Source organism: Methylophilaceae bacterium (assembly GCA_018398995.1).
GTDB lineage: Bacteria > Pseudomonadota > Gammaproteobacteria > Burkholderiales > Methylophilaceae.
This window is the reverse complement of record CP073759.1, coordinates 1,633,922-1,659,061: the sequence shown is the minus strand read 5'-3', so window position 1 is coordinate 1,659,061 and position 25,140 is coordinate 1,633,922. Positions and strand designations below refer to the sequence as shown.

Genomic DNA, 25,140 nt, shown 5'->3' with positions numbered 1-25,140 from the left:
GGTTTTTTTGAGTGATATATGAGTGAGGTTCATATTTTCAATTGCATGAATAATTGATCTGTCATCGTTACTAATTTAGCAAAAATTTATTAGTTTGGTACCTTTTTGCTTCTCAAGTTTTGACTTCTTGAAGCACTTTGTTTGACAGCAACATCGAGTAGATGCCTCTTGATTAAATTAACTTTGTCCAAAGTTAATAATACCACCTTGTATTAAGTGCCCTAAATTAGTTCGTAACTATACATTTTTATAATAATCGAATATTTAAATTTTAAAAAAATATATAGAACTATATTACTTTATTATTCAAACACTAATGGTTGAATGTTAAAGTTATATTAATATAACTTTATTTTCCAAAAAAAATCTGCCTGACCAAACTTTTTTAGTACTACAAAATTACTCTTTATCATCACCCATACTAATCACATCAACAGTGATCAATGAGGGTAATTTTGGTTTTTGTAGACTACTATCTGCCGATGGTGTAACCGAGTCCGCTACTGCTTTTGTAGCGGAGTTTACTGCATCAGGAGATAAGCCAGCGGACACCCCAGCAATACTTGAGCTGGCGGCCATCGGAACACCTGCTGCCACACCTTGCACTTGAATATTAGCGGCATTAAGTACTACTGGTGCCACAATCAATAAGTCGCCAGCCTCAATGCCAGCTTCTCCTGCATCAACCACTGGAGCAATCAATGATATATTGCCTTTTAACGGCTCTTCTAATGGTCCATTAGGGCCATCAGGATCATAGCTTTGCGCACGAATACCACTACCAGCAGCTACGCCACGCACCTCAACAATCGTATTACCAAATGCATCAGTTTGTACAATGCGCTCAGGAATTGAAGTAGCAGTTTTCGAACCACGCCCAGCGTCAATTGTGCCACCTGATGACCATATCGCAATATCACTACCAAATTGCGTAATGACTTTAGATTGATTAACGAGAAAGTCACCTTCAGCAATTCCACGAATAGCGCCACCTTTTTCAGTTATAACTCCAATATCTCCACCTTGACCAGGCACTCCAACGTTAATTAAACCGCTAGGCGCAATTAGATCAATACTGCTACCACTATTAGTAGATACTTTACTGTTAAATAATAGGACACTACCGTCTGTTGCATTAGGGAATAGCGCCTCGATAGCACTGCTACCACGCTCATGATTACCTGTCTTAGCAAAATCTCGACCTGAGGCAATCAATTCGGAGGTTAGATGTCGATTTGCAAAAATGGTTTGCGTTTCTAGGCTTTGTTGAGTGAATAAATTTAAGGCTTGCGTCTGATCTAAAGTTTGATCATCTAAAAAATGACGCATAAAACCAGTCAGGTCTTCTGCGGTTTTTTGACGATATTGCGCTAATCGCTCTGCATCATTTGCTATGATGGCTGGCCCTGTGCCTGTTGGTAATATGTATTGATTAATAAAACTAGTGACATTCGTCCCATCACCCAAGCCTGCCTGTAATGTAATAGAAGCACCACTGGCAGGCAAAGCAGAATTAGCAAACTCGGCAAACGTATTTCTAAATCTTGGATTACGCGTCCCTCCGTTACCCGTACTATTAACAGTTGTAATTTCTGGATAAATTAAGTCGATGTTTCTACCCGCTTGCACCAACAACTCACCTGGCCCACCTATCGCAATGTTTCGGGTATTAACATCGCGACCTGCTTTGATGAGAGAAACATCGCTGGAACGATTATTTTGAAACCCCAAACTAATATCAGTAATATCCTTACCGGCAATCACACGGGTGGATTTAGGTATTGTTACCAGGTGATTATTAGACTGAATGTTGCCTTTATCAGCAATTATCAGGGCAGGTGTGTTGTCTTCTTTATGTAATAAATTTAAGCTGTGGGTGTTTATTAAACTATTAAATGCGTTGACAAACTCTAAATTAAGTGGTGTATTGATACTTGGCAATATGCTAGGTGCAGCATCTGACATTTTGATATTACCAAGTGTCAAATTATTAGCAGCTAACAAACTTAACTGTCCATCATTAGTAGGAAGCATTACTAAATTATTCAAACTATCAGCATTGCCAAACGTAATATCACCTGAGAAACTAGTTAAATCAATTTTACTTGGGTTATAGCCAAAAAACAAAGCAAGCCCATTATTTGTATATAAAGTATTTCTGCTAATTCTACTAAATACATCATCCCCAGTGCCATACCCAAGATTCCCACTTTTGCTTAAAACTGATACCGCAGCCCGATTTCCATAAGAATTAAAATTACTATTTAATCCTGAAGTGTCAAATTGATTGGTGTTGGTTCTGGACTGATTTACCAAGGTCGGATTAAAAGTCGTTGATATATAAACATTGTCGTTTGCAGAAACATCAAAACGACCATCCTGAAGCGCTAGGACTGTTCCTAATCCACCACTACCTGGCTCAATAGCACCACCAGCCTCAAGTCTGCCTTCACCTTGCGCTACAAAGAAGGTTCCGTTGACGATATTACCAGCGGCTTGGATACTGAGATCACCGCCACCCGTGACCATCTGACTACCGGTTGCTAGAGCATTGCCAGTATCAAAGTTATCAAATCTAGCAGTAGTTGGTGTTGATGCGGAAAAATTACGCACATCTCTGCCAGCTTTGACGTTAATATTACCCCCGCCCAGAGTAGCTACTCCTTGTTTAAACTGGTCTGGACGAACCCACCATGAAGTATCACGATTTGCAGTTCCACCACCTTGTCTAAACAACCACTGATTCACCATGTTACGATCACTATTTGCTTCTGCACCAACTATGCTTCCTTGGCTCTTTATACTGATATTGCCACCATCTGAGAGGTATAGTGGGTTTTGAACTACGGGCAATGAAAATTCAGGTAATATATCAGATCGGCGTCCTGTTGTATAAATTACAGATCCAAGATTACTTAATCTAAGATCGCCGCCAGTTGCAATATCAATAAACCCTGTTCCAGTTCTTATTACCTTATCATTACCTACAATCAAATTGCCTGTGATGGTGCTACCATTAACTACGTCACTAGTAACAGTGTTTAATACATTAGCAGATAAGACATCAGAACCAGCGACTAATCGGTAAGACCATGTATGATCGGTTAATAAACCAGATGTCTCATTAGAAATTAAGTTTCGGTTAGCGGTAGTAAATCCATCACTCAAGCTACCATTGAAAAGCATGTTACCTTTTGCGCGTAAAGTAAGCACACCAACATCAGCAGGCGTTCGATTAGTAACCGTAGGAAAGAAATTCCAATCCACTGTATTAGTACCAATGACTAAATTATTATTAGCACGAATTTCAGTGCCTGCTCGCAGTAAAAAACTTGGATCACCTAATTTACCAAGATCTGTTTCAATCAGGTTGCGATTAGCCATAAAGCTAGCCACATCATTTGCCACAGTATCAAAGCCAAGCCCTGGACCAGTGCCAATGCCTGCTGTAACACTGCTAACATTATCAAACACTCTAAAAGCTTCTATTACAGTTTGTTCTGAGCCTACGATATTAGATGACAATTGATTGACTGCAACACCATTGCCTGAGCCAAGACCTGTTCTAGGTGTACGTAAGTGTAGCACACCTCCACGTCCGCCTTCACCACCACTGACATTAATCTCGGCGTTAGGTTGTAGCTCAAGCGTTCCACTAGCGGTATGCAAATCGATGCGGCCTCCTTTGCTACCTTTTGATGAATTGCTGGCATCTAATCTCGCCGTTTCTTCGAGTGTCAAACCGTTTTGAGCAAACAAGCCAATACTACCGTTTTTTGTACCGTTGGTCTTTAATTCACCTGAAACATTAATCTGTCCCATATCAGCAGTGACTCGAATCTGTTGTGCCGATAACGCCTCCTCAGCGACTCCACTAATAGTAATGTCGCCTTGGCGTATACGATACTCACGAGCGGCATTAAAACCTATGCCTTTTGCATTTGCAGCACTAAAGTCTGGCAAAGCTGCTACATCCACACTCAAACTCGCTCCTTGACCTGAGCCGGCGGTTAAACCTTCCAAACGACCTGCTAAATTTAATGTACCATTTCTTGCATTTATATTTACCTGTCCAGCATTCGCATCGCTTAAGCCATTCACAGACACCTTTGCGCCTTGGTCAACGGTAATATCACCATTCTCAGACAACAAATTGACTTGCCCAGCAGGCATCGCACGAGCCACATCTGCAAATGTAATAGCTTGTGAGCTAGCGGAGACATTCGCTCCATCTGCCAATGTCAAATCGTTATTTGCACGAAGTGTCAATGTTCCCGATGCTGACTCAACGCGACTGCCTATCACCAAATTGTCGGCGTTCATTGTTAAACGGCCAGCTAAAACATCATTTGCTAGCGCGATAGTTGTAATGGCTTGCGTGGTCTGCAATCGCCCAGCACTGCGTATGGTAAAATCTGTACCTGCTTCAGCGCCAATCCTACCGACAGTCATGTTCACATCTTGCACATTAAAGTTGGCTTCACCATTTAGGGAAGTGCGAATATCATCTGCATTGAGATTAAGTTGACTGTACCCTTGAATATTAAATTTATCTGTGTCGGCTAAATTTCCCGCAACCAAATTTGGATTAGCTTTACCTTCAAGCTGAATAGTATTTGCGTTTATGGTTAAGTTTGCAGCAGCATTATCAGGATTTTCTAATATCGCATTTTGCGTATTTCTAAGTGTTAATTGATTTGCAGTAATCACAACACTATTTTCGTCACCACTTGCAACACCCGCATTACCTACAATACCGGCAGCGTTAATTGTCAAGTTTAAATTCTGATCGCCTAAATTAACAGTTCCGTAAGTATCTAAATTACTGTAACTATTTAACGTTAATGATGATAAATTACCAAATGTTGCAATCGTTTCGTTATTGACGTTTAAGCCTCTTACATCGCTGGGCGCATCACCCACTAAAATACGATTTGCCCCTAACGTTACACTCCCTTGTTCTTGCGCATTGAGTCGTCCATTCAAACTAACATTATTGGTAGCATCTAAAATTGCACTAACGCCAACAAATAAACTACTCTGATTTCCGATGAACAACTCACCACTCACCGAATTTGGCGATGCATTTTCACGGTTGTAACTTATTTTTTGCGTTGAAGAAAGTGCTAGTAGAGCACCATCTCCGCTAGCTAATAAGTTAGAAGTTGGGGCATTTGCAAGTACTTCTCCAGTATTGATAACTGCGCCATCTGCCACGGTAATTCGATCACTAGCCGTTGCAATCAACTCTGGGTTGTTAATCACTTGATCAGCGTCATTTTCTATGCTGACAGTGTTGGCCACTGTATTAATTTGTACTTGACCCTGTTGATTAGTACTGCGTGTGCCGCCAAGCAATATGCTTTGTGCCCCTAATTGATTAAGTTCGGATGTTTGTATTTGCAGGGATTGACTATCCGTATTATCTTTATTGTTAACAACACGAATATTATTTGCGCCAATATCTACCAATAAACCCCGACCACCTTGTGTGGTATTGGCAATAACATTAGCTTCTAGGCTAAGTTGAGATGCGTTTAGACTTAGTTTAGCCACATCTTTTGGTGTAAAGAACGCGCTAACCTCTGTTTTTGCAGGATCTGTAAAGAACGTGCTTGCACTAGTTAGCGCATATTGAGACGGCGCTTTTAGTATCTCACCCGCAGCTGGACGGAATAATGCCCCACTAAATACGCTAAACGTGGAGAATTGTGCATCTCTAGCACCCGCAGAAAAGTCACCAAAAACACCCGTAGTCAATATACTGCCATCTGGTTGCGACAGCGTTTGGCCTGGTAATAAGGTATTCGTTGGTTTTAATTGCACCACAAAAGCCCCCGGTACTAGCGCGTAGCGGGCTGGTAAAAGTGTGTACTCACCAGAAGCCAAACCATTGCCACCGGATAAAAATACTGTTTTTCCGACCATTGTGGGTGCGGAGCTCTGCGACATATTTAAATCTCTTGGTGCGAAAACTTGATTAAAGTTCGGAATCACAGCAAACGTATTGGGTTGCGCTAAGATGTCTGTACTGCCACCTAAGCCTGGAATCCATTCAAATGCAAACATGTCTCCACCAGCGGATAAATCAAGTGAAGCACCCGCCTGCAAATCAATATTTTTTGCTTGTAGATTAATCTCACTCGCAATTAAGGGCCGCGTACGCCCTTGTGAGGGATTAAAAACTTCTCCAGCAGTTGTGGTGACACCAAACGGAATAATGGCGTTATTCGCAGATACAGAAGTAACACTATTAGAACCTAAACTGACTTCATCGCCAATGAAGTTAATCACGCCGAAGGGCGCACTAAGCACGCCATTTTGTTGAATAGTACTTGCTTGTAAATTCAGCACACCCCCTGCCGATAATATTGGCTGGGCGGCTTGCTGGCTTGCATTGACATTAATTTGGCTACTTGTACCTAACGCACGAAAGTTTAGACGGCCGCCAGATTCAGGATAAATTTGTCTCGCAGTTAAATTAATTTCCCCATGACTCAATAAGCCGCCATCTGTGGCAATGTTACCTAACTGCACAGCACTTCGTACGCCTTGGCCGCTAATATCAAATTGGCTATTTATATTAGCTTGATTAATGCGCCCTAGCGTAGTAACGCCATCAAGATAAATTTGGTTTGCATTTAAGGTGAGCGTGCCGCTACCAGCCAAATCGTTTGCATTGTTGAGTGATGATTGATTGATGGATTGATTAGGGCTGCGTAACGTTATGTGACCAGCGGTAAGGCTTACGTTTCCTTGATTACTTACCTGTGTCACTGGACTATCAATATGTAAATTACCACCAATATTTAACGAAACATCTTCTGATAATACCAATCGACTTGATGGACCTGGTATATCTAAATAATTACCTACAGCTACATTCGCGAATCCAGCATCTTCGATTTGATCAACGGATATTTGCGCTTTTAATCTTTGCGTCGCTTCAACAGTAATAGGGAGTAGATTATTTTTTAGTACATCACCAACATTCAAGTTTTCTGCACTTAGTTGTTTTTGTTGCGTAACCAAAAATTGGCCGCTATTGTTAGGAAAAGCTTGCTGGTCTGAAAACGGAAATGGGTTGAATAGTAAATTTAAACTACCATCATGCCCAGTTCCTGCTGCATTTGCCGCAAATGATCCATCAAGCAACAAACTACCCGTACCATTTATATTGATCGTCCCCGCATCACCAAACAGTGTTTCTCTGACAATCCCACGGCTCGTTCTCGTATCGTTTGCGATACTTACCCCAGAAACATCTAATACTGCACCTTCTTTCATCACCACAGCGCCTTTAAGCAAAGATGCTTGACGTGCATTGATTGATATAGTCCCTGCAGATAAGACTCTATTATTTAAAATGTTGGGTCGTGAATCAGGGAGCGTGACAGTAGCACCTCTTGCACTTAGATTTGCATTTTCTCCGATAAAGACCATCTGGTTTGGTAATTCGTCAATATCTGAATTTCTATCATTAATACTTAAATCAATCTGCCCACTGGGCGCGCTAATGTCACCCAATACATTCACTTGCTTGCCGGCGCGCATCGTCACACTACCCCCAAAATCGGTGCGTAATGTTGTATTTTCTGCAAGGTTTACAGTGCCTAAATTTGCAACACTTCCTTCAGTTGGATCAGTAGGAGACTCAAACCAAAACGAGCTTGCTTGACGGCTAAAACTAGGCAATGTTAAAGGTGTTGCGACATCACGCATTGACAGACTGCCTGATAAATTCAAAAAGCCAGAATTCATGCGCCAGTTTTTCATGCTTGTATACAAAGTTTGATCTGGCGCTTGATTATCTCCAATCGTGACATTAAAGGCTTTCAATTGATATTTAGAAAAGCCACCGTCACGGAAAAAATCACTCTGCAAATCAATGCCACCTGATTCTTGCGCAAGATTTGACCCAACAAATAAATTACGTTTGAAGGCATTATCACCAAACGTAATAGAAAGTTCACCGCCTCTATTAAAACCGAAGGAGCGAAGATTTAGATTATCTGGCAGTGTGTCATAAGTGCTGAACGTAATGTTGCCCGCTAAGCCTGTTTGTAAATTACCCAAAAAATTAACTGCCGCACCCGCTGAGGCATCTAAGCTGACGTTATCTCCAAAAGTGGTATTACCCAATAATATATTGCCACCATTTTTTGCTACCGTAGTTGAAAGCGCACCTCTGACTCCTGGTCTATCGTTTGTAAACCGCCCTGCCGTACTGATCGTGACATTGTCAGCAACTTCCGTTGCAAATGATTGTAAACTTACGTTCGAATTTGGTGCGATGATATTGGCATTAAGATGCGTAATGGTATTAACCGTTGGATTCCCAATATTTAGGGTCCCATGACTCGCCAAAATTAACTGTTGATTAATCGTGATTTGGTCAACTTTGCTTAAATCAATACGATTAAATCCATTCGACAAAAAATCCACGTTTACTGTCGATAGGAAGTTATTTGCGTTTAGTAAAGCATCTGTAAAATCAAATTGACTTGACAAACTCATCACCGCACTATCAATCGTTAAATTACGCGAACTAGCGATTAATTGGCCACCAAGTGGTTTTGTTTGATTAATGAGTTGCTCTTTACTTGTACGTGTCGTAGCAATTAGGTTTCCAGACAAGACCAATGCATTAGTTCGCTCAACCTCAATAGGAGTGGTTAAATTCACAGTACCTGCATTTGCCCCCTCAAAGTAACCAGGTACGAATGAAGACGAGCCACCAATAACAATATTGGTTGTAGTGCCCCAGCGTGGGTCAGTTCTGGTAAAGTTATCAGCTATCTTGGTATATGGGATACCAGCTAATGCTTCAGAAATTGGCACTAACTGACCATTAAAGCTTAATTGCGACTCTCGAACTGTTCCCGCTGTATACGTTGTTGTACCGCCCGACACGTTAATCGTGGAGCCTTGACCAATGATTAATTCTTGATTAGTCGCTAAATTTACACTGCCTGCGTTAGTCATTCTTTCTGCAATAGTCGCTGGTCTCAAATCTAAAAAAGGTTGAATGTCAAATAAGCTTGTGCTTTTTCTGGCATCAACAAATACCGTACTTCTAAATAAATCACTATCTCTTAAAATTGGCGCATCTTTAAGCTGATCTGAGAACAATTGCACTTCAAGTTCGTTTCTTGACATAGGTGCAACCGCATCAACTCCCGATACATCAATGCTCGCATTACTACCCAGCATAATTCTACGTGTAGCGCCGTTATTAAATGCGCTTTCACCCCGTGTCGCCACTAATGGAGAAACATCAAACTCAGCTTTAGCAGTGACATTGCCCGCCTTCGCGTTAATAGCGCCATCAATATTGATCATACTCGCCTCAATCAATACTTCGGATGTTTTAAATGGTTGCGAAACGATGGTTTCTTCTTTATCGTTAAGTTCTGGTTTTACCTCGGTGACACTGTCCTTGCCTAACGTAACTACTCCATTACGCGAGCCTGTGACATTCACACCAACCACATTCACTCGGTCTTGCGCTACTAAACGAATAGAGCCATTGGCTCTGACAGAGGTGCTAGCAGAGACTGTACCTAGCTGATTAACAGCCAACCCCATCATACTGACATTACCTCGTTCTGCAATTAATTGGCCTAGATTCGTGGCAGTACCACCAGCATCCACCTCAACTAAAAAACCAGCTGGATCTGCAGAACCTCTGAGCCAAACTCTTTCCCCAGCTGCCAAGATAGTTTGACCTTCAGGCGTATTAATAATCGCATTTTCTTCCACCTTCACATTAGGCGCAAACAGCATCACCTTTCCGCTGTTAGCGGCATCAATACGCGCACCACTCTGTACCAATACTTCCGCGTTTTCCACTTGGTGGCGCGCTTCTGGCGTCAAGTCTATTGTGCCTACCAGCGAAAATGGGTTTGTGAAAGTCTGTTCATTAATAAACCCATCTTGAAACAGTTGATTGGTAATATTCAGTGTGCCAGCATACAACGAGCCCACGTTAAACTGTGCGTCACGACCGATAATAATGCCGTTAGAATTGATAAAATATAAATTGCCTGCTGCGTTCACAAGCCCATTAATGATACTGGGGTTTACATCATGAATACGATTTAACATGGACCAATTGGCCTGCATATTCACGTTAAATTGCTGACCTGTAGTAAGGTTAAGTCGATTAAAATCTACTATCGCACGTGGCGCAAGCTGCTCAAAATGAATTTTATTGTTATCGGAAGCGATAACACGGGTAGAGTCACCCACTATACTGCGAATACTTATCCCGGCAGGCAATGGGGTGTCGCCCCACGCTGCATTCACAATGCTCATTCCAATTAATAATTTAAATACAGCCCAAGTAGCACCACGCACTCGACGCTGACTCTTGGCCGCAACACCACTCGCCGCTTCAGAGACGGGCACCAGCATATTCAAAAGCTTACTGAACACCAATTTATAACGATTTTTGTTCATTACATCATTCTTTCTACAAAAATTGAGTTACTAGAGCTGAACATTGAACAGTTTCATTATTCCGCTTCACTTACCACTCATAACCTAATCTAAAGTGTAAGCGTTCATCACCAGCATCCACTTGAATAGAGTCTTTGAATGCATAAGCATAATCAAGATAAGCAAATAAACCACTGGTTGCTTTTAACTTAAAGCCCAAACCTGTTGAAGTGACATGCTCACTAGATTGATCATTAGGGGAGTTATAGATCTTGACCACCCCTGCATCATAAAAACCAAACAAGTAAAAATCTTTTACATAATCCGCAAAGCGATATTCTTTTAAATATTTCTTCAGGGGAGGTGTGCGCAGTTCAAAAGCAAGCTGCATGCCGTTGTCACCAAGACTAGAAGATTCCAAGTAGCCTCGCACACTATCCACACCACCCACAGCAAATTGTTCTGGTGCAATCAGCTCAGTGTTGGATAGTTGTCCCAAGAATCTGGTTTGGAGGGTCCAGTCATAGGGCAGGCGTTGCAAATGTTTTACTTCGGAACGCAAATAAGCAAAATTAGGCGTTGCATTCTGCCGCCGGTTATTGAATTCTTTTTCAGTATTGCCCAAACCTCTTGGTGCCGCTGTCATCGTGATATTCATCTGCGTTTGGTAACCCGGAGTCTGGATGGTACCGTCATAACCCAATGAAAAACCCAAATACGACACTGGAGAATTAATTGTGGTATCAGCACCCAGTAAAATGACACTTTCTTTAAAGTCTTTATAGTCAGCACCCAGAGTCACGCTATGATAATAATGCTCAGAACCTTTTAGTGGATGGATATAACGCACACCAGAAATACGTCCATTACCAATCACATTAACATCGCCTACCGCAGCAATATCACTCTCAGACATCACAGCATACATAGCAAAATAATCTCCATTTTTTCGTGGAATTACATAAGTCCCAGAAAATACTTTAACTTCATTGAAGTCTTCTGGTGAAGCCTGAAATGACAAGCCGAGGCTATGATCCTTTTGCCACAAATTCTCATAGCGCATGGATCCATTTAAACGCGTTTTGGTAGTGCTTGGTGCAAATCGATCGTTTAACTCTAGGCTACCATGCAGCGGAAACTTATCCTGCACTTGCAAATCAACTTCCACTTTACCGGGGGATTTACCAGGCCTTAAAATTGGTGCAACTTGACGGTTTTGATTTCGGTTTGCTGTATCTAGCTGCGCCTGTGCCGTTGGAAAATGTGGCACTTTACCTTCCTCAAACTCTTTTACGCGAGATTTTAAAAGTGCATGGGTGGTATATTTTGCATCCTTTATTCGCAAACGCTCTACCACACCTTCAGTGACCAGCAGTCGAACCAAGCCATCATCCACATCTTGTTCAGGAATACTCACACTCACTGTGAGATACCCCATATTCTGATAGGCCTGCTCCAAAGCAGACCGTGCCTGCTCAACATCTTGTATAGTTTTGGCTTCCCCCAAAAATGGATACACCGCTTTTTCAATATGGATATTCTCTAATACGGTATTCCCATCAATCAAATATTCAAACACATCAAAACTAAAGGCAGCTTCTGGTGGCGCTTCATCGCCTGGCGAGGTGGCGTCTTTCACCATTTCTTCAGTAACTAAATCACCTGACGTTGAATCAGTTTCTGCTGTTGTTATATCAAGTAACGGAGTATCTGGCTGGGCAGCGGCATAACCAGCAAATACAACCATACATAGAATGACTAGATAAAAACGTAACACGCTTTGGTATTGGTTTATAAAAAACAACATTAAATTTATCTAATAGTATAAAGATTTTTTATTATCTGAAAAAATTATGACATCCATATGAAGTACACTAGTCCGTTTTGTTTTTTTACGTTGTGGGCCTAGTCAAAAAATTAAAGAAGCAATCCATCTAAAGATTTAATATAACTTTAGATGAAATGTTATATTGACCCTGTACAAATAGCCGAGATATTCTTAAATAGAAATTTGTGCCTTAATAGCATGAGCATTTTAGGAAGACTCCTAATATTTTTGAGCCTACTCATAAGGTGTCATTCAATCCAATGATGAATGGGGAAGACTCTCGTTTAATCCCTTCGCCATGCTTCAATTTTGAATTTTGCATCATCTAGCGATAAAATCCAATGGATATTTATCAATGGCTATTTAAAGACTCTTGCCTCAGGCGACGCATTAGATGATTCGATAAACGCATTCTCAGTTGGCTTACCTGGTATTGATAAGTCTATGGTCACTTGGCTTTCACAAGCCCATTCATCTAAAACTTAGGAGATAAACTCTGATCCGTTGTCAGTTTTAATATAGTGCTGATAACCATGCTTGAATGCCACATGTTACCGGTACGGCCTGAGAACAGTAGACACTTTTTATGTTACAAATTACTCTAGACATAAAAAGGAAGAATCAAGGCAAAAGGCATTCGTTACACAGACGAATTTAAACAAGAAGCAGTCAATCAAATTATCAAACACAGCTATGACATAGCTGAAGTTTCCAATAGGCTGGGCGTCAGCACCAAGAGCCTCTATAAATGGAAGCAAGCGTTTTCCAAGCCACCCAAAGACCGCGAATCGGAACCAGATCTGCAGGTGGAAGTAGCTCGATTAAAACGTGAGCTCAAGCGAGTTCAACAAGAAAGGGATATATTAAAGGAGGCCGCAGTGTTCTTTGCAAACGAGTCAAAGAACGCTACGCGTTCATAAAAGCTCGTAGCAATGCCTATCCTGTTAGGTTGCTGTGTTCTGCATTAGACATTCATCCTAGTGGTTACTATGCCTGGTTAAAATCCCCTTTAAGTTTACGAACAAAAGAAGACCAGCATTTATTACGTCACATCAAACAGTTTTGGCTTGAGAGCGGTGGTCACTATGGTTATCGTAATATCCATCTGGATTTACAACAAGCAAAGATTACCTGCGGCCGAGACCGAGTATTACGTTTAATGCAACAAGAAAGGCTTAAAGCACAACGTGGATATCGTAAGCCACGAGGGTATTACAGCGGCTCAATGATCACTGCGGCTGCTAATCACTTAAACCGCGCTTTTATCGTGGACGAGCCTAACCAATGGTGGGTGAGTGATATCACTTACATCCATACACAAGAGGGCTTTTTGTTTCTAGCAGTGGTAATGGACTTATATGCGCGTAATATTGTTGGGTGGTCAATGAATCATCGCATGAGAGACGACTTGGTATTAGATGCATTGACAATGGCGTATTGGCGACGCAGACCAAAGACTCTGGTGAAGCTACATTCTGACCAAGGTTCACAATACAACAGTCGCAGCTTTGCGAGGCTACTAAAACAACTCAACATAGAACCAAGCATGAGTCGTCGAGGGAACTGCTGGGAATTCGCCTTTAGCAGGCATTTGCACGAAGTGCAAAGCTCGCATAATGCTGTTGCAGAGAGCTTTTTTAGTAATCTTAAAAAGGAAAAAATTAGACGTAAATGCTATAAAGATAGGGATGCAGCGAAAGCTGACATCTATAATTACATCGAAATGTTTTATGATCCAAAACGTCGGCATACTCACACATGGCAAACCAGAGGATTTGATGGTACATTCAGATCAAGAGGTTATATATGCGTCGAAAGATTACCGCGCACTTATCAAACAACCAGCTAACACAAAGCATGGGTCGTCGCGGTAATTGTTGGGATAACGAAATAGCAAAAAGCTTCTTTGCAACCTTGAATATGCAGGCCGTTTTTGGGAATCGTTTTTTAACTAGGCAGGGGCGCAATAAACAATATTTGAATACATTAAGTGTTGTATGATCTTTACCGTAGAGAGTGAACCAAAAACTTGCTTAGCCCAGCAGATTATAATACTTCATATTACAATAAAACGACAGATGTCTGTTCATTTAATTGACTAGGTCCAGATAAAAGTTAAGCTTTTTATAGGCATCAATTAGTTATATTCCCTAAATTGATTAGGTGTGATTAAGCCCAATCGCACAGCTTTAGTGGCGGCTTGACCTCTGTTCTCAACGCCGAGTTTACGAATGATATTTTGCACATGGTTTTTAACAGTCGTGGGGCTAATATCTAAAATTGTTGAAATTTCCCAATTGGTTTTGCCCATATGTAACCACTGCAACACTTCTGCCTCACGTTTAGTAATGGCTTTTAATATGGCGTCTTTATTCACAAACGATTGCATGACAGCGCGGTTGGCATGCACTTTAACCAATGCACAATGCACATGCGGCATAAGAAGCTCAAGCAGGTATGCTGTTAACTCATTGATTGGTGCATTCATGCGCCCTAGCATCACCATGGTGCTGATACGAGTACGCATATCGCCAAAACCATGTACAACAAACTGATTAAGCTCTGTGGGTTGCATATCACTTAGACTGATATTGAGTACATTGTAATTAGCATGTTGTTTGCTCGGCAAATCTGTGCTGACGAACACAGGTAAATTATTGGTTTGCCAGTGTTTAAAAGCCTGATGGATAAGGCCAGTGTCTTTTTGAGTTATAGCTTGAAACTGCTGATCTGAAAAGTGGAGAGTAGTAGTGAGATACTCAAACTCGAATTGCTCACTTTCAAGTGAGCACACGCCATAGAAAAAAACATCATGGGCAATCAGGTATTGAAAACCATGTTGCAACCAATTGAATAAATCTTTTTTGTAAGTAACACGTAACGAGTCAGTAATAACCTCCATAAAGATAATACGTTGCTCTTCGCTTAAATCAGACTCTATTAAAATAGTCATAAAGTACCAAAACTCTCAAAAAGTTCTCAAAACGATGACTTAGCATCGCCAATAACTCAAACGCTGTGAATAAAGAATTAATGTTTTTAACGATTATTTCATTACTACAATATATGAATTTTTGATTGTGTATGATCTCCATGACATTGTTGTGAAAATGACTGATTATTTTGGCTTATGATTTACTCAAGAATAGTACGTTTAATTTTACTAAGCCCTGACTTAAATAAGAATACTATTCATATTAAATCAATTGGTTATATATATAATTGATTGATATTAATTCTGTAATAAATTGGAAAATTTTGCTGTCTTATGCTTGTCACAATAATATGTCACCATGGCGTTACAATGAAATCGTTCGCTTTTTTGTTATTCTTTCTCTTAGTCCAATCACCTGTTTGCAAGGCTGCACAGTCACAACTTGCCTTAGTGAAGGAAGAAGCAGACGAAATCATTATTCAAAATGGTTATGATGAAGATGCTGACGGCCTAGCGATTTACGCAGATAATAACAATGCGGCAACCTTGATTAAAGCATCAACTAAGAAGCGTATGCAGGATTTGCCATTTCAGCATGAAGTTGTAGCTGCAGCGCGCCAAACAGCGCTCACCCCAGCTTTATTACATGCGGTCATTGCTACAGAATCTGGACACAAACTGAATGCTGTTTCCCCGAAAGGTGCATTTGGTTTAATGCAGTTAATGCCTGCCACAGGGCGTGCGTTAAATGTGGGACCTCTCGACGCTGCAGATAGACAAATCCTCGCTGGTGCGACTTATTTAAAAAGGTTACTCAACGATTTTGACGGGAATTTAACATTAGCGCTTGCGGCTTATAATGCTGGACCCAGTGCTGTTAAAAAATACCAAAATCGTGTCCCACCTTATGAAGAAACTCAGCGGTATGTACGGAGGGTGTACTACCATTTCAAGGCTTATACTGTGTATGATTAATCAACTAGCACTTCATGTTGTTCGTTAAGCAAAAAAGCTTATTCTATTCCAGGAATATAAACAAACTTCCAATCTTGGTAGGTTTTAGCATTACTGAAATCTTCGTAGACTGCGGGAAAGCCAGACACTTTAATCGGCGCGAGTGTAGATTGAGAGTAAACACCAATCACCCTATCATTTTGCATTATTAGCGCCCATTCTTGCTGTTTACCCATTGGATCTAGATAAAGCTGACGAAGATGGCGTTTAAGGGAGAGTTGCCTTTTATCTAATAATAACGCTTTTAATGAGGACGGATATTCTCCCAATCCTGTTGGGTTAGCGGCATAATAACTTCCAATCGCTTTGCGAATAGCATTGCCTGTAAATAATAATTGTTGTTCTTTTGCACGTTGCAGCTGAATATGCCACATTAAGCCAGCGCCAGCCATACTAATGCCTGCAATGACCATCAGCACTAATATGCCCATATAACTAAAGCCAAATTGTCGATGAGTACCAGGATTGTAATCTTTGATAAGCATAAGTCTATTTTTCTGCGGCAATTGATCGGACGAAACCGCCTGCTAAATGTAACTACCAACTGTTATAAATCGTTCCATCTTTTGCAAAGCCTTCGGACCCACTGTTTACATCATAAACTTCACCTTCCAGGGGCGGTTCGGGTGGCGTAATTATCCAAGTTTCTGCACTTTCTGTGATCGGATCTACTGGTACTTTATCGAGATAAGCGAGTTCTACAAGCTTTTCTAAACTCTCAGGATAGATGCCATGATCGCCAAAATATTGGTCGATGGCAACACGCATAAAATGGAGATCTTGCTTTAAAGCTGTTTCTTTGGCTCGATCAATATGATTAAAATATTTGGGACTGACCAACGATAACAAAAGAGCCACTATGGTGAGCACTACCAATAGTTCAATTAAAGTAAACCCTTTAAAAAGACAGGAAAAATTACCACTGCGCATAAGGCACTCCATTAATTCCTGTGAGCGGGCTCAATGAATATACATCATAAACATCATCGTCATATTGCGGGTTATCTGCTTCACTGTGATAACTACGTAATCCCCAGTCATGCTCGAATGGTCTTTGTTCATCTTGATTGCGCATTGGATCTTTCGGAATGCGTCTTAAAAATTTAATAATCCGTTTTTTTGGGTCTTTAATATCTTCGACTCCTGTCACTAAAACCGCTAAATTTGGCGGGTAGCCAGATTGGTCTAACTCTTTTTTTATACGTCCATCATCTGCAGCTTGCTTATAATCATCAATCGCGTCTCGTAATTGCATCAGATTTTGCGTTAGTGTTACCTCTTTGTTACGTTGCAAGGTAAGTTTTAATAGTGGCATGGTCACACTGGCTAATATAGCTAAAATAGTCAATGTCACCATTAGCTCGATGATGGTAAACCCTCGCTGAGACGGCTTCAGTAAAGCATTACTAAGAATAGACGTTTGCCGCATCTCTTTACCTTGCTTCTATTTCCTGCTTGATAGCCTCTAATACTCTCGCTCGCCTTTCATCAATAGACATAGTTGACGAGGTGGCACTGGAGGAAGTCTCTTGATTGTTGACAACAGGCTTCTCATTTCCTAAAGTTGATGCAGCAGAGAGATCCTTGGCTGTATTATTATCGCTCTGGGGTGCGTTATTAGTGTCGTTTGCAAACGGTTGTGACGTAGGTAGCACTGTCTTGCCATCTGGAGTCGGCATGTCGATTTGGTCGTCTTGTGTTCTGAGTAAGCGATCAATAGTTAATCGAGGTGCTATATTAGTGATTGGAATGCTAATTTTAGGACGATCTAAAATTAAATTTTCTGTACCAGACCAATATTCAGCAATATCTGCCTTGGGTAACTGGATATTGCTAAGAATACGCGGGGTAATTGCCAATACGATCTCAGTTTTACTTTTTCGATCTTCTTGGTTAGAAAATAAACGTCCTAATAAAGGAATGTCTCCCAAACCTGGTAGCCGTGCGGTAGACTTGCGCTCGTCATCAAGAATCAAGCCAGCAAGAATTTGGGTTTCACCATGTTTGAGCCTAAGCACTGTGTTTGCATTCCTTGTACCGATGGTGAACACCTCCGCACCGTTCCTGGTAATGGTTTTATCCCCCAAAGAACTCACCTCTAGCCCAACTTTAATATTCACAAAATTATCTAAATTAATTCTGGGTTCAACATCGAGTTTCAGTCCAACATCCACATAGGTAACATTTTCTGCAACACCTACGTTAGCGGTTGAAGTGGTAGTAATAATAGGTACTTTATCACCAACTAATACTTGCGCTTTTTCATTATTTTTAACTCGTATTCTTGGATTTGATAGTAAATTAACATCGCCTGTCGTTTTATTAAAATTGACTGCAGGATTTGGCCTTACACCTACATTTGCAGAGGTCACATTTCTGAGTGCCTCTAGCGTTAATCCTGTGTTAGCTCCGATAACTGCTAGCTGATTGGGATAGATAATGCCTAGCTCTTGCAAACGGGTACGACTGACTTCTAGCACTTCGATATCCAGCATCACCTCTGGATCTGCCATATCATTTGCCTGTACCAATTTTTCAGCGATTTTAATAATATCTGGTGTATCCCGCATTACTACCATATTCAATCGCTCATCGATAAAAATATCTTTGGTTTTAAGCATGGTTTTCAACATCGCTGAAACTTGCTTGGCTGTTGTGTTCGTAAGAAAAAAACTGCGTATGATCAAATCTTGATAATCTTTTAACTTTTGCGGTGTATTTGGAAATACCAAAAGGCTATTTGATGAAAGGGCTTTTTTCTCCAAGCCATTACTGGCAAGTACCATATCGATTGCATCCTCTATCAGCATCTTTTTGATAAAAATGGTGACCTTGGTATCTGGTTTAATATCTTTGTCTAGAACAAAATTAATACCTGTTGCGCGAGATAATGCTTCGAATACCACTTTGATATTGGCATCTCTAAGCTCAAGCGTAATTGGTTTGTCTGAGCTAGGCTTTAATTGTGGTGCTTTCACCTTGGTTTGTTGTGAGTCTGCATTGATCTTTGTTTGTAAACTCAACGCCTCGGTCATATCAGGTGCCTCGATAAGGATTTCGCGTACCAATTCATTTGCCTTGGTATATTGTTTTTCTTGATACATGATTTGCGCCTGTTTGAGTTTGTATAAACGCTCTGTTTCCTGCATGACCGCTAATTTAAGTTGCCTCGCTTGACCGTGAGCTGGGTCTAATACCAGTAATCGATCATAATAAACAATCGCTTGATCATGGTTTCCAGATAGCCGGGCTTGCTCCGCCAGTGTCAGCAACTCCTCAATAGCTGACTCTTTTTCTAGTCGTAGTGTTTTCCGATAATCTGTATTATCCGTATCTTTATTCCACTGCGCTTGGGCTTTTTGAACACGTTGCTCTGGAGAACCTGATTGCTTTTTACTTGGCCAAGGAAAAGTTGCGCATCCGGTCATATAAGTCATCATAACTAGCCATACCGTGTATGATCTTAGACGCAGTAAAAGTGATGTGTGTTGTTTAAATTGCATGTGATTTCTTATTCTTGAAATGTCGCAAAAACATCTCTTGATCTATTGTTCTGTTTGGGCAATGTCTGCGGTAAATCCATTGGAACAAATGTCCAATTAAGATATTGCGTATCTTCACTGTCCAGCCGCCATTGTCCTTGTAGTAATTGTCCCATCTTAAGATTGATTAATTTATTTTGCTGCAACACAAAATATTCTATTTCACCCTCTTCTTCGACTTTTCCCACGTAGGTATAGGGTACTGGTGGCGCTAAAGGCGGGCTTGGGGCAAGCCGCGCTTTATAGTCGGCTTTTGTTAATAAAGGCTGCCAAGTTTGCGCACTAAATAGATTGTGAGTAATAGGCAAATGGCTACGCGAGCCTATTTGTGTTGTCAGGTTGCGATCGACAGTGCTGTTAGAAGCAGTTGCAGCATGATTGAGCTGAATTGTTGAAGCGACTGTCTGATTCAGCCTAATCCTGCTGGATGTCTGGCGAACTACTGTAGCATTTTGCTGTGTGATCAAAACCTCTTCAGAGGAGGTGGATTCATTTTTGACAGCAGTCCAGATCGTTGCCAATACCGTCAGTAACAATAATCCAAATAACCAGTGACGTTGTTTGGGTATCAATTCAGATGGGCCGCGTATGAATTTAGCTTGCTTCATTCACTTTTACCAATCAAAAAAACCACAAAAGTCACCCTGGCTTCAGCAAATACATTAGTCACAGTCTCTCTATTGAGTTCCAGTTTATACAATGCCAGCGTAGGTATTTGTGCTAACACCTTATTGAGCATATTCCTGATTGCGGTATAACTACCTTTAACTGGGAAAGTAATTTCATACTGAACCAAGGCGCCATCAGCAAATGGCGTACTTTTTTTGAGTTTTCGCCACTTATAGTCTGCACTTACAATAGAAAGCCGCGTGCGTTTTGCCTCTTCATGCATTTGATTAAGAATACTGGGTAATCGGCGTTCTTCTGGCAATAGACGCATGACAGCTAGTAACGTATTTAATCTTAGATCTGCATCTGACTCTGGCTGGACGAGCAGCCGATGATCAGAAGTTGTAAGCACTGCTAAATCTGTGGATGACTGCTGCTCATCAGGCGGCAAAGGAGGCATGGTTATGTCAGTGAAGTAAACAAATAACAATGTGCCTATCATGATTACGCTGCCAAGTAGACCCCATAATCCTAATGCTTTTAAGCATCTGCGACGATACCATAACGCTTGACTAAGTAATGTTGCCATTAACGCCACCTTGCCACAATTGCAAACTCAACTGGTTGATAGGGGTGTGTTTCATTCACTTGATGCTTTTGCAATGTCACATGATCAAGCATCTCTAAGGCCTCAAGAGATTCTATATAGCGTAACATCGCTGGGATATTTCTCGCTTCCCCTATCAAATCTAACTGCTGTTTTTGATGATTCGGTAAAATATTGATTAAGGCTATATCTGGATTTTGCATGGTCTCTAATGCAGTTAATAAAACATCCCAAGGCGCATTCAGCTCTTTAATCATCGCATTCAATATTTGTGTTTGTGTATGATTGAGCGCCGGCTCCTTGGCTTTAGCTTCTAGCGCAACTGGCGCCGGCGGCTGTAAAGACGCCGCTAATTTACGCATGTTTGACTGCTCTCTTTGCTCTAGCACACTGCTAAAAGTGCCAATGAACAATATAATGCTTAAGCACATCAAGCTCGCACCGAGTGGGGTTACCCGTTTAATTGAATACCAAGCGGGTTTTACAAAATCAATTTCAATACGCAAACTCATATACACCCTCTTAACATTTGGTAATGGTTAGAACGTTCCAATTGCGATGGCACTGGTTGTTGAAGGGCAACCTTCCATTGAGGAAAGCGAGTAGTATCAAGCTCAGCTTCCATGGGCGCATATATCAGGAGATTTCTTGTACTTGGGCCGTTTCGTAATATGGCTTTGGTAAGCAATATCTCTAGTGGGGATACCCAGTCATCTTCCCATTTCTCATGCACAAGACTTTGCAGAGCGGTATCAAAATGTATAAGCACTAAACGTGTTGGCTCAACAAGTGCTAAATATCCACTGTACCTTTCTAAACGAAACTGATTAACCAGCCACGTAGCATAAGAAACGACAGCTGACAGATTAAACCGATAGTGATTTGCCATCGTTTTTAATTGATCTAAAAACACCTGATCGATAGCAGCGCACAAAGTGGGTTGATGAGGTACAGCATCATTTGACTCTATCAACCATGCATCACTTAGCTGTCCGTAAACCTCATGATACAACGCACTTGCAAACGCCAATTGATCAGATTCAGTCAGGAGGGTTGTTTGTGCCGGTAGCACCATAAATCTTACAAAATCAGTTGATAATATTACCTGCAGTTGCTGTGATTTTTGTCTACTGTGTTCCGCCAAAACCTGATTTAACAAAGGACAGAGGATATTGGCGCTCTTAGTAATTTGCTCTTCAACAGGGTAAAACTGTTTGTGATAGTTACGACGACCTAACACGGGTACTCGCAGAAAAGCGACACCTTTGGTGCTAATGGAAATATAGCATCGGTCAGTCAACAAAGGTAACACGATTGATCTCCTGCAAGGTTGTAAAACCATGACTCACATGTTCCAATGCGGCTTCACGAATGGATCGCAAGCCGTTTCGTCTTGCTGCTTCCTTGAGCTTACGAATAGGCTCACGCGCAACAATCATCTCTCGAAGTTCATCATTAAGCACTAATAACTCTGCAATCGCTTTTCTGCCTTTATAGCCGCTTCCTCGGCAATGACCGCATCCTTTAGCATATTTGAATCGCATGTTAATTAGCATGTCGTGGGGAATTTTAGAGGCTTCTATCAAACTATCAGGAGGCGTGTAATCCTCTGCACAGTGCACACAAAGCTCACGAACCAAACGTTGCGCCATAATGCCATTCACGGCAGACACAAAGTTGTAAAGATCGACACCCATATGCATAAAACGTCCTATCACATCCAAGACGCTGTTAGCATGTACTGTTGTAAAAACTAAATGGCCAGTTAGCGCGGCTTGGACAGCAATCTGCGCAGTATCAGTGTCACGAATCTCCCCAACCATAATTTTATCGGGATCGTGTCTGAGTACAGACCTTAGTCCTCTTGCAAACGTTAAGCCTTTTTTTTCATTTACAGGAATTTGTAAAACACCGGATAGCTGGTACTCAACTGGATCTTCAATAGTAATAATTTTGTCATAGCCAGTATTCACCTCAGAAATCGCAGCATATAATGATGTTGTTTTGCCACTACCCGTAGGACCAGTGACTAGTACCATGCCATAAGGCTCAGTTGCTAATTTTCTGAACTGCTGAATAATCTCAGGATTAAATCCTAACGCTTGTAGACTAAGTCCATTTACCTCTTCGGTAATGGACTTTCTATCTAAAATTCTAAGTACTGCATCTTCACCGAATACACTAGGCATGATAGATACACGAAAGTCTACTTCTCGTCCAAATACCGATACTTTAAACCTACCATCTTGCGGTATACGTCGCTCTGCAATATCTAGCTGAGCCATGACTTTAATTCTCGAAATTGCTTGATCAGCGTTATCACGGCCTTGCATTCCACTCATACTCGTCATTACACCATCGATACGATATTTGATTTTTAGCCCACGGCTTTCAGATTCTAAGTGAATATCACTTGCACCTACTTTCAATCCATCATATAGGGTTGAGTTAATTAGCTTGATAATAGGGTTTACGTCTTCATTAATTGACTGAATAGAAATGGTGGTGATTAATGCAGAACCGTCTTCTTCTAAATCCTTGTTATCTGGTGCTAACTGATCGAGTGCGCGCATGCTCTCTTCATGTCTTGTTTGGTAAGCTGTAAGATCAGTGTGGTGTGCTAAACGTAATTCAAACGGTTTTTCAATTACTTCACCAAGCCAAGCTTGCAACGCATCATCGATTGGATTTGCAATTACAACTATTAATCGAGAGTCTGCATCATGAAAAGCGATACAGGCTTTGCGTTGCCCCTCATTAAACGAAAGAATCTCATAAGCAGGCGCGAGCTGATGCATCTCTTTCATTGAAATGACTGGAATATGAAACGCTTCACTCATAAGCGCTACAAAAGATTCGGGCTCTAATGCGAGTAACTCCTCTAAAATCTGGAGCACAGATCTTTGTTGTGCATAGGCATCAGTCCTTGCCTGCTGAATGCATTCGGATAGCCGAGAGAGTTTTGAGGAATAATCTAGCATGATACTCATTGTATATTCCCCGCCAACTCAAATATCGGCATGTACAGTAACAGTACAACTACGCCTATCACAAGGCCAATGATCAACATCAAAATAGGCTCAAATAATCGAGTAAACCAATCTATCCAACGTGAAAGGTCATCATCATAAAAGCCTGCTATTCGTGCCATCATTTCATCAATGTTGCCGCCTCGCTCTCCAACTGCCAACATTCTGCTTGCGACCGCTGTTGTAAGACCGGCCTGAGTCATTGCTTCAGAGGCTGGTTTACCTTCACTGATCGCCAACTCTGCTTTTTTGATATTGTGATGAAGTGACTTATCCAAGAGGCTAGTTGCTGACTTTAATGCGCTGATAATAGGCGTGCCGCCCTTCAGTAGCATACCTACTGTTCGGTAAAAGCGTGCTAATTGATAGATTTTTAATTGACGTCCTATCGCTGGCATTTGCCATAGTTTTGATAAAAAATAGGCCCTAACTGACGCTTGTGAAAAAGCAAATATACCTGTTGAAAGTATCACAAATACTATCAAGGCAACCAACTCTCCATGTTGCGATAACAACTGTCCCCACATTAAAAGGAGTTGGGATAAATAGGGCAACTCTTTGGATGTACCTTGATAAATTAGACTAAACTTTGGCACCACAAATACCAACAGAAATAAAATCACAAGGCTCCCGACTATCATTAATAACAACGGATAAATAGATGCACTGATCACTTTCTTTTTTAACTGGTCTATTTGTTGCTGATATGCAATGTATCGGCGTAATGCCTCTTGCAAATCGCCTGTTTTTTCGCTTGATTTGATGGTGGCAATTAACAACATGGGAAAGGTTTCTGATTGGCGCTCTAGTGCAACTGACAAGGTCTGACCTTCATACATAACATTGAGTAGTTGCGTTAAGACAGGCTGTTGCTGATGCTCTTTAGTTGCAAGTGTTTCAATTACCTCTACTAAATTGAGTCCTGCTTCTAATAATGCTAATAGTTCTACACTAAAAAGTGAAACGGAAAGCTGTTTGGTATTGGTCCGATAAAATCGTGGCTTTTTAGATTTAAGGGAGATTGGTATCAGGCCTTGAGCCTTGACTTGGTCACGAGCTTCACTTTCACTGTTTGCAGTAATATCGATTAATACCATTTCCTTTCCACTGATCGCTTTTACCTGAAATAACACGAT

General features: G+C 41.1%; 14 protein-coding genes and 1 pseudogene. 2 read left to right on the top strand and 13 right to left on the bottom strand.

Features of this window, described 5'->3' with window-relative positions; translation table 11 throughout:
- Positions 1-399 precede the first annotated feature (399 nt).
- Positions 400-10,461, bottom strand: a complete 10,062-nt coding sequence (locus KFB94_08415; protein QVL45269.1) for a filamentous hemagglutinin family protein — start codon at positions 10,459-10,461, stop codon at positions 400-402.
- Positions 10,462-10,531: 70 nt separating this feature from the next.
- Positions 10,532-12,187 carry a ShlB/FhaC/HecB family hemolysin secretion/activation protein gene (locus KFB94_08410; GenBank protein QVL46638.1) on the bottom strand — a complete coding sequence of 552 codons (1,656 nt, stop codon included), beginning with the start codon at positions 12,185-12,187 and terminating at the stop codon, positions 10,532-10,534.
- 716 nt (positions 12,188-12,903) lie between these two features.
- Here KFB94_08410 and KFB94_08405 point away from each other — a divergent pair.
- Positions 12,904-14,021 (top strand): annotated as a pseudogene (locus tag KFB94_08405) (IS3 family transposase).
- A gap of 384 nt (positions 14,022-14,405) precedes the next feature.
- Here the strand turns inward: KFB94_08405 and KFB94_08400 are convergent.
- The gene (locus KFB94_08400; protein QVL45268.1) at positions 14,406-15,221 is read right to left on the bottom strand and encodes a helix-turn-helix transcriptional regulator; all 816 of its coding nucleotides are present in this window, start codon (positions 15,219-15,221) and stop codon (positions 14,406-14,408) included.
- Between the two features lie 351 nt (positions 15,222-15,572).
- Between KFB94_08400 and KFB94_08395 the strand changes: the two genes are divergently transcribed.
- A complete protein-coding gene (locus KFB94_08395) occupies positions 15,573-16,178 on the top strand; it encodes a lytic transglycosylase domain-containing protein (protein QVL45267.1) in 606 nt (201 codons plus the stop codon).
- A gap of 38 nt (positions 16,179-16,216) precedes the next feature.
- Here KFB94_08395 and KFB94_08390 read toward each other — a convergent pair whose 3' ends face one another.
- From KFB94_08390 to KFB94_08345, 10 genes are all read right to left on the bottom strand, one after another.
- Complete coding sequence (locus tag KFB94_08390) at positions 16,217-16,702, bottom strand: type II secretion system protein (protein QVL45266.1); 486 nt, start codon at positions 16,700-16,702, stop codon at positions 16,217-16,219.
- Positions 16,703-16,754: 52 nt separating this feature from the next.
- Positions 16,755-17,147, bottom strand: coding sequence for a prepilin-type N-terminal cleavage/methylation domain-containing protein (locus tag KFB94_08385; protein ID QVL45265.1), 393 nt, complete (start codon positions 17,145-17,147; stop codon positions 16,755-16,757).
- A complete protein-coding gene (locus KFB94_08380) occupies positions 17,134-17,646 on the bottom strand; it encodes a type II secretion system protein (GenBank protein ID QVL45264.1) in 513 nt (170 codons plus the stop codon). The genes KFB94_08385 and KFB94_08380 overlap by 14 nt, the downstream gene beginning before the upstream one ends.
- A 4-nt stretch (positions 17,647-17,650) precedes the next feature.
- Positions 17,651-19,657, bottom strand: a complete 2,007-nt coding sequence (locus KFB94_08375; GenBank protein QVL45263.1) for a type II secretion system protein GspD — start codon at positions 19,655-19,657, stop codon at positions 17,651-17,653.
- Positions 19,658-19,728: 71 nt separating this feature from the next.
- Entirely contained in the window at positions 19,729-20,367 is a 639-nt protein-coding gene (locus KFB94_08370; GenBank protein ID QVL45262.1) for a hypothetical protein, read from the bottom strand.
- Positions 20,364-20,957: a hypothetical protein gene (locus KFB94_08365; protein ID QVL45261.1), complete on the bottom strand. Its 594-nt coding sequence runs from the start codon at positions 20,955-20,957 to the stop codon at positions 20,364-20,366. The genes KFB94_08370 and KFB94_08365 overlap by 4 nt, the downstream gene beginning before the upstream one ends.
- Entirely contained in the window at positions 20,957-21,487 is a 531-nt protein-coding gene (locus tag KFB94_08360; GenBank protein ID QVL45260.1) for a hypothetical protein, read from the bottom strand. Before KFB94_08360 ends, KFB94_08365 begins: the two co-directional genes overlap by 1 nt.
- Entirely contained in the window at positions 21,484-22,287 is an 804-nt protein-coding gene (locus tag KFB94_08355; GenBank protein ID QVL45259.1) for a hypothetical protein, read from the bottom strand. The genes KFB94_08360 and KFB94_08355 overlap by 4 nt, the downstream gene beginning before the upstream one ends.
- On the bottom strand, positions 22,268-23,965 hold the full coding sequence (locus KFB94_08350; GenBank protein QVL45258.1) for a type II/IV secretion system protein: 1,698 nt from the start codon (positions 23,963-23,965) through the stop codon (positions 22,268-22,270). The genes KFB94_08355 and KFB94_08350 overlap by 20 nt, the downstream gene beginning before the upstream one ends.
- Positions 23,962-25,137, bottom strand: a complete 1,176-nt coding sequence (locus tag KFB94_08345; GenBank protein ID QVL45257.1) for a type II secretion system F family protein — start codon at positions 25,135-25,137, stop codon at positions 23,962-23,964. Before KFB94_08345 ends, KFB94_08350 begins: the two co-directional genes overlap by 4 nt.
- Positions 25,138-25,140: the final 3 nt, after the last annotated feature.

Excerpts from the sequence above, each read along its gene's own strand:
- KFB94_08400 (QVL45268.1), bottom strand. The coding sequence starts at position 15,221 with ATGACTATTTTAATAGAGTCTGATTTAAGCGAAGAGCAACGTATTATC.
- KFB94_08390 (QVL45266.1), bottom strand. The coding sequence starts at position 16,702 with ATGCTTATCAAAGATTACAATCCTGGTACTCATCGACAATTTGGCTTT.
- KFB94_08415 (QVL45269.1), bottom strand. The coding sequence starts at position 10,461 with ATGAACAAAAATCGTTATAAATTGGTGTTCAGTAAGCTTTTGAATATG.
- KFB94_08360 (QVL45260.1), bottom strand. The coding sequence starts at position 21,487 with ATGAGTTTGCGTATTGAAATTGATTTTGTAAAACCCGCTTGGTATTCA.
- KFB94_08365 (QVL45261.1), bottom strand. The coding sequence starts at position 20,957 with ATGGCAACATTACTTAGTCAAGCGTTATGGTATCGTCGCAGATGCTTA.
- KFB94_08395 (QVL45267.1), top strand. The coding sequence starts at position 15,573 with ATGAAATCGTTCGCTTTTTTGTTATTCTTTCTCTTAGTCCAATCACCT.
- KFB94_08350 (QVL45258.1), bottom strand. The coding sequence starts at position 23,965 with ATGAGTATCATGCTAGATTATTCCTCAAAACTCTCTCGGCTATCCGAA.
- KFB94_08380 (QVL45264.1), bottom strand. The coding sequence starts at position 17,646 with ATGCGGCAAACGTCTATTCTTAGTAATGCTTTACTGAAGCCGTCTCAG.
- KFB94_08410 (QVL46638.1), bottom strand. The coding sequence starts at position 12,187 with ATGGTTGTATTTGCTGGTTATGCCGCTGCCCAGCCAGATACTCCGTTA.
- KFB94_08385 (QVL45265.1), bottom strand. The coding sequence starts at position 17,147 with ATGCGCAGTGGTAATTTTTCCTGTCTTTTTAAAGGGTTTACTTTAATT.
- KFB94_08375 (QVL45263.1), bottom strand. The coding sequence starts at position 19,657 with ATGATGACTTATATGACCGGATGCGCAACTTTTCCTTGGCCAAGTAAA.
- KFB94_08370 (QVL45262.1), bottom strand. The coding sequence starts at position 20,367 with ATGAAGCAAGCTAAATTCATACGCGGCCCATCTGAATTGATACCCAAA.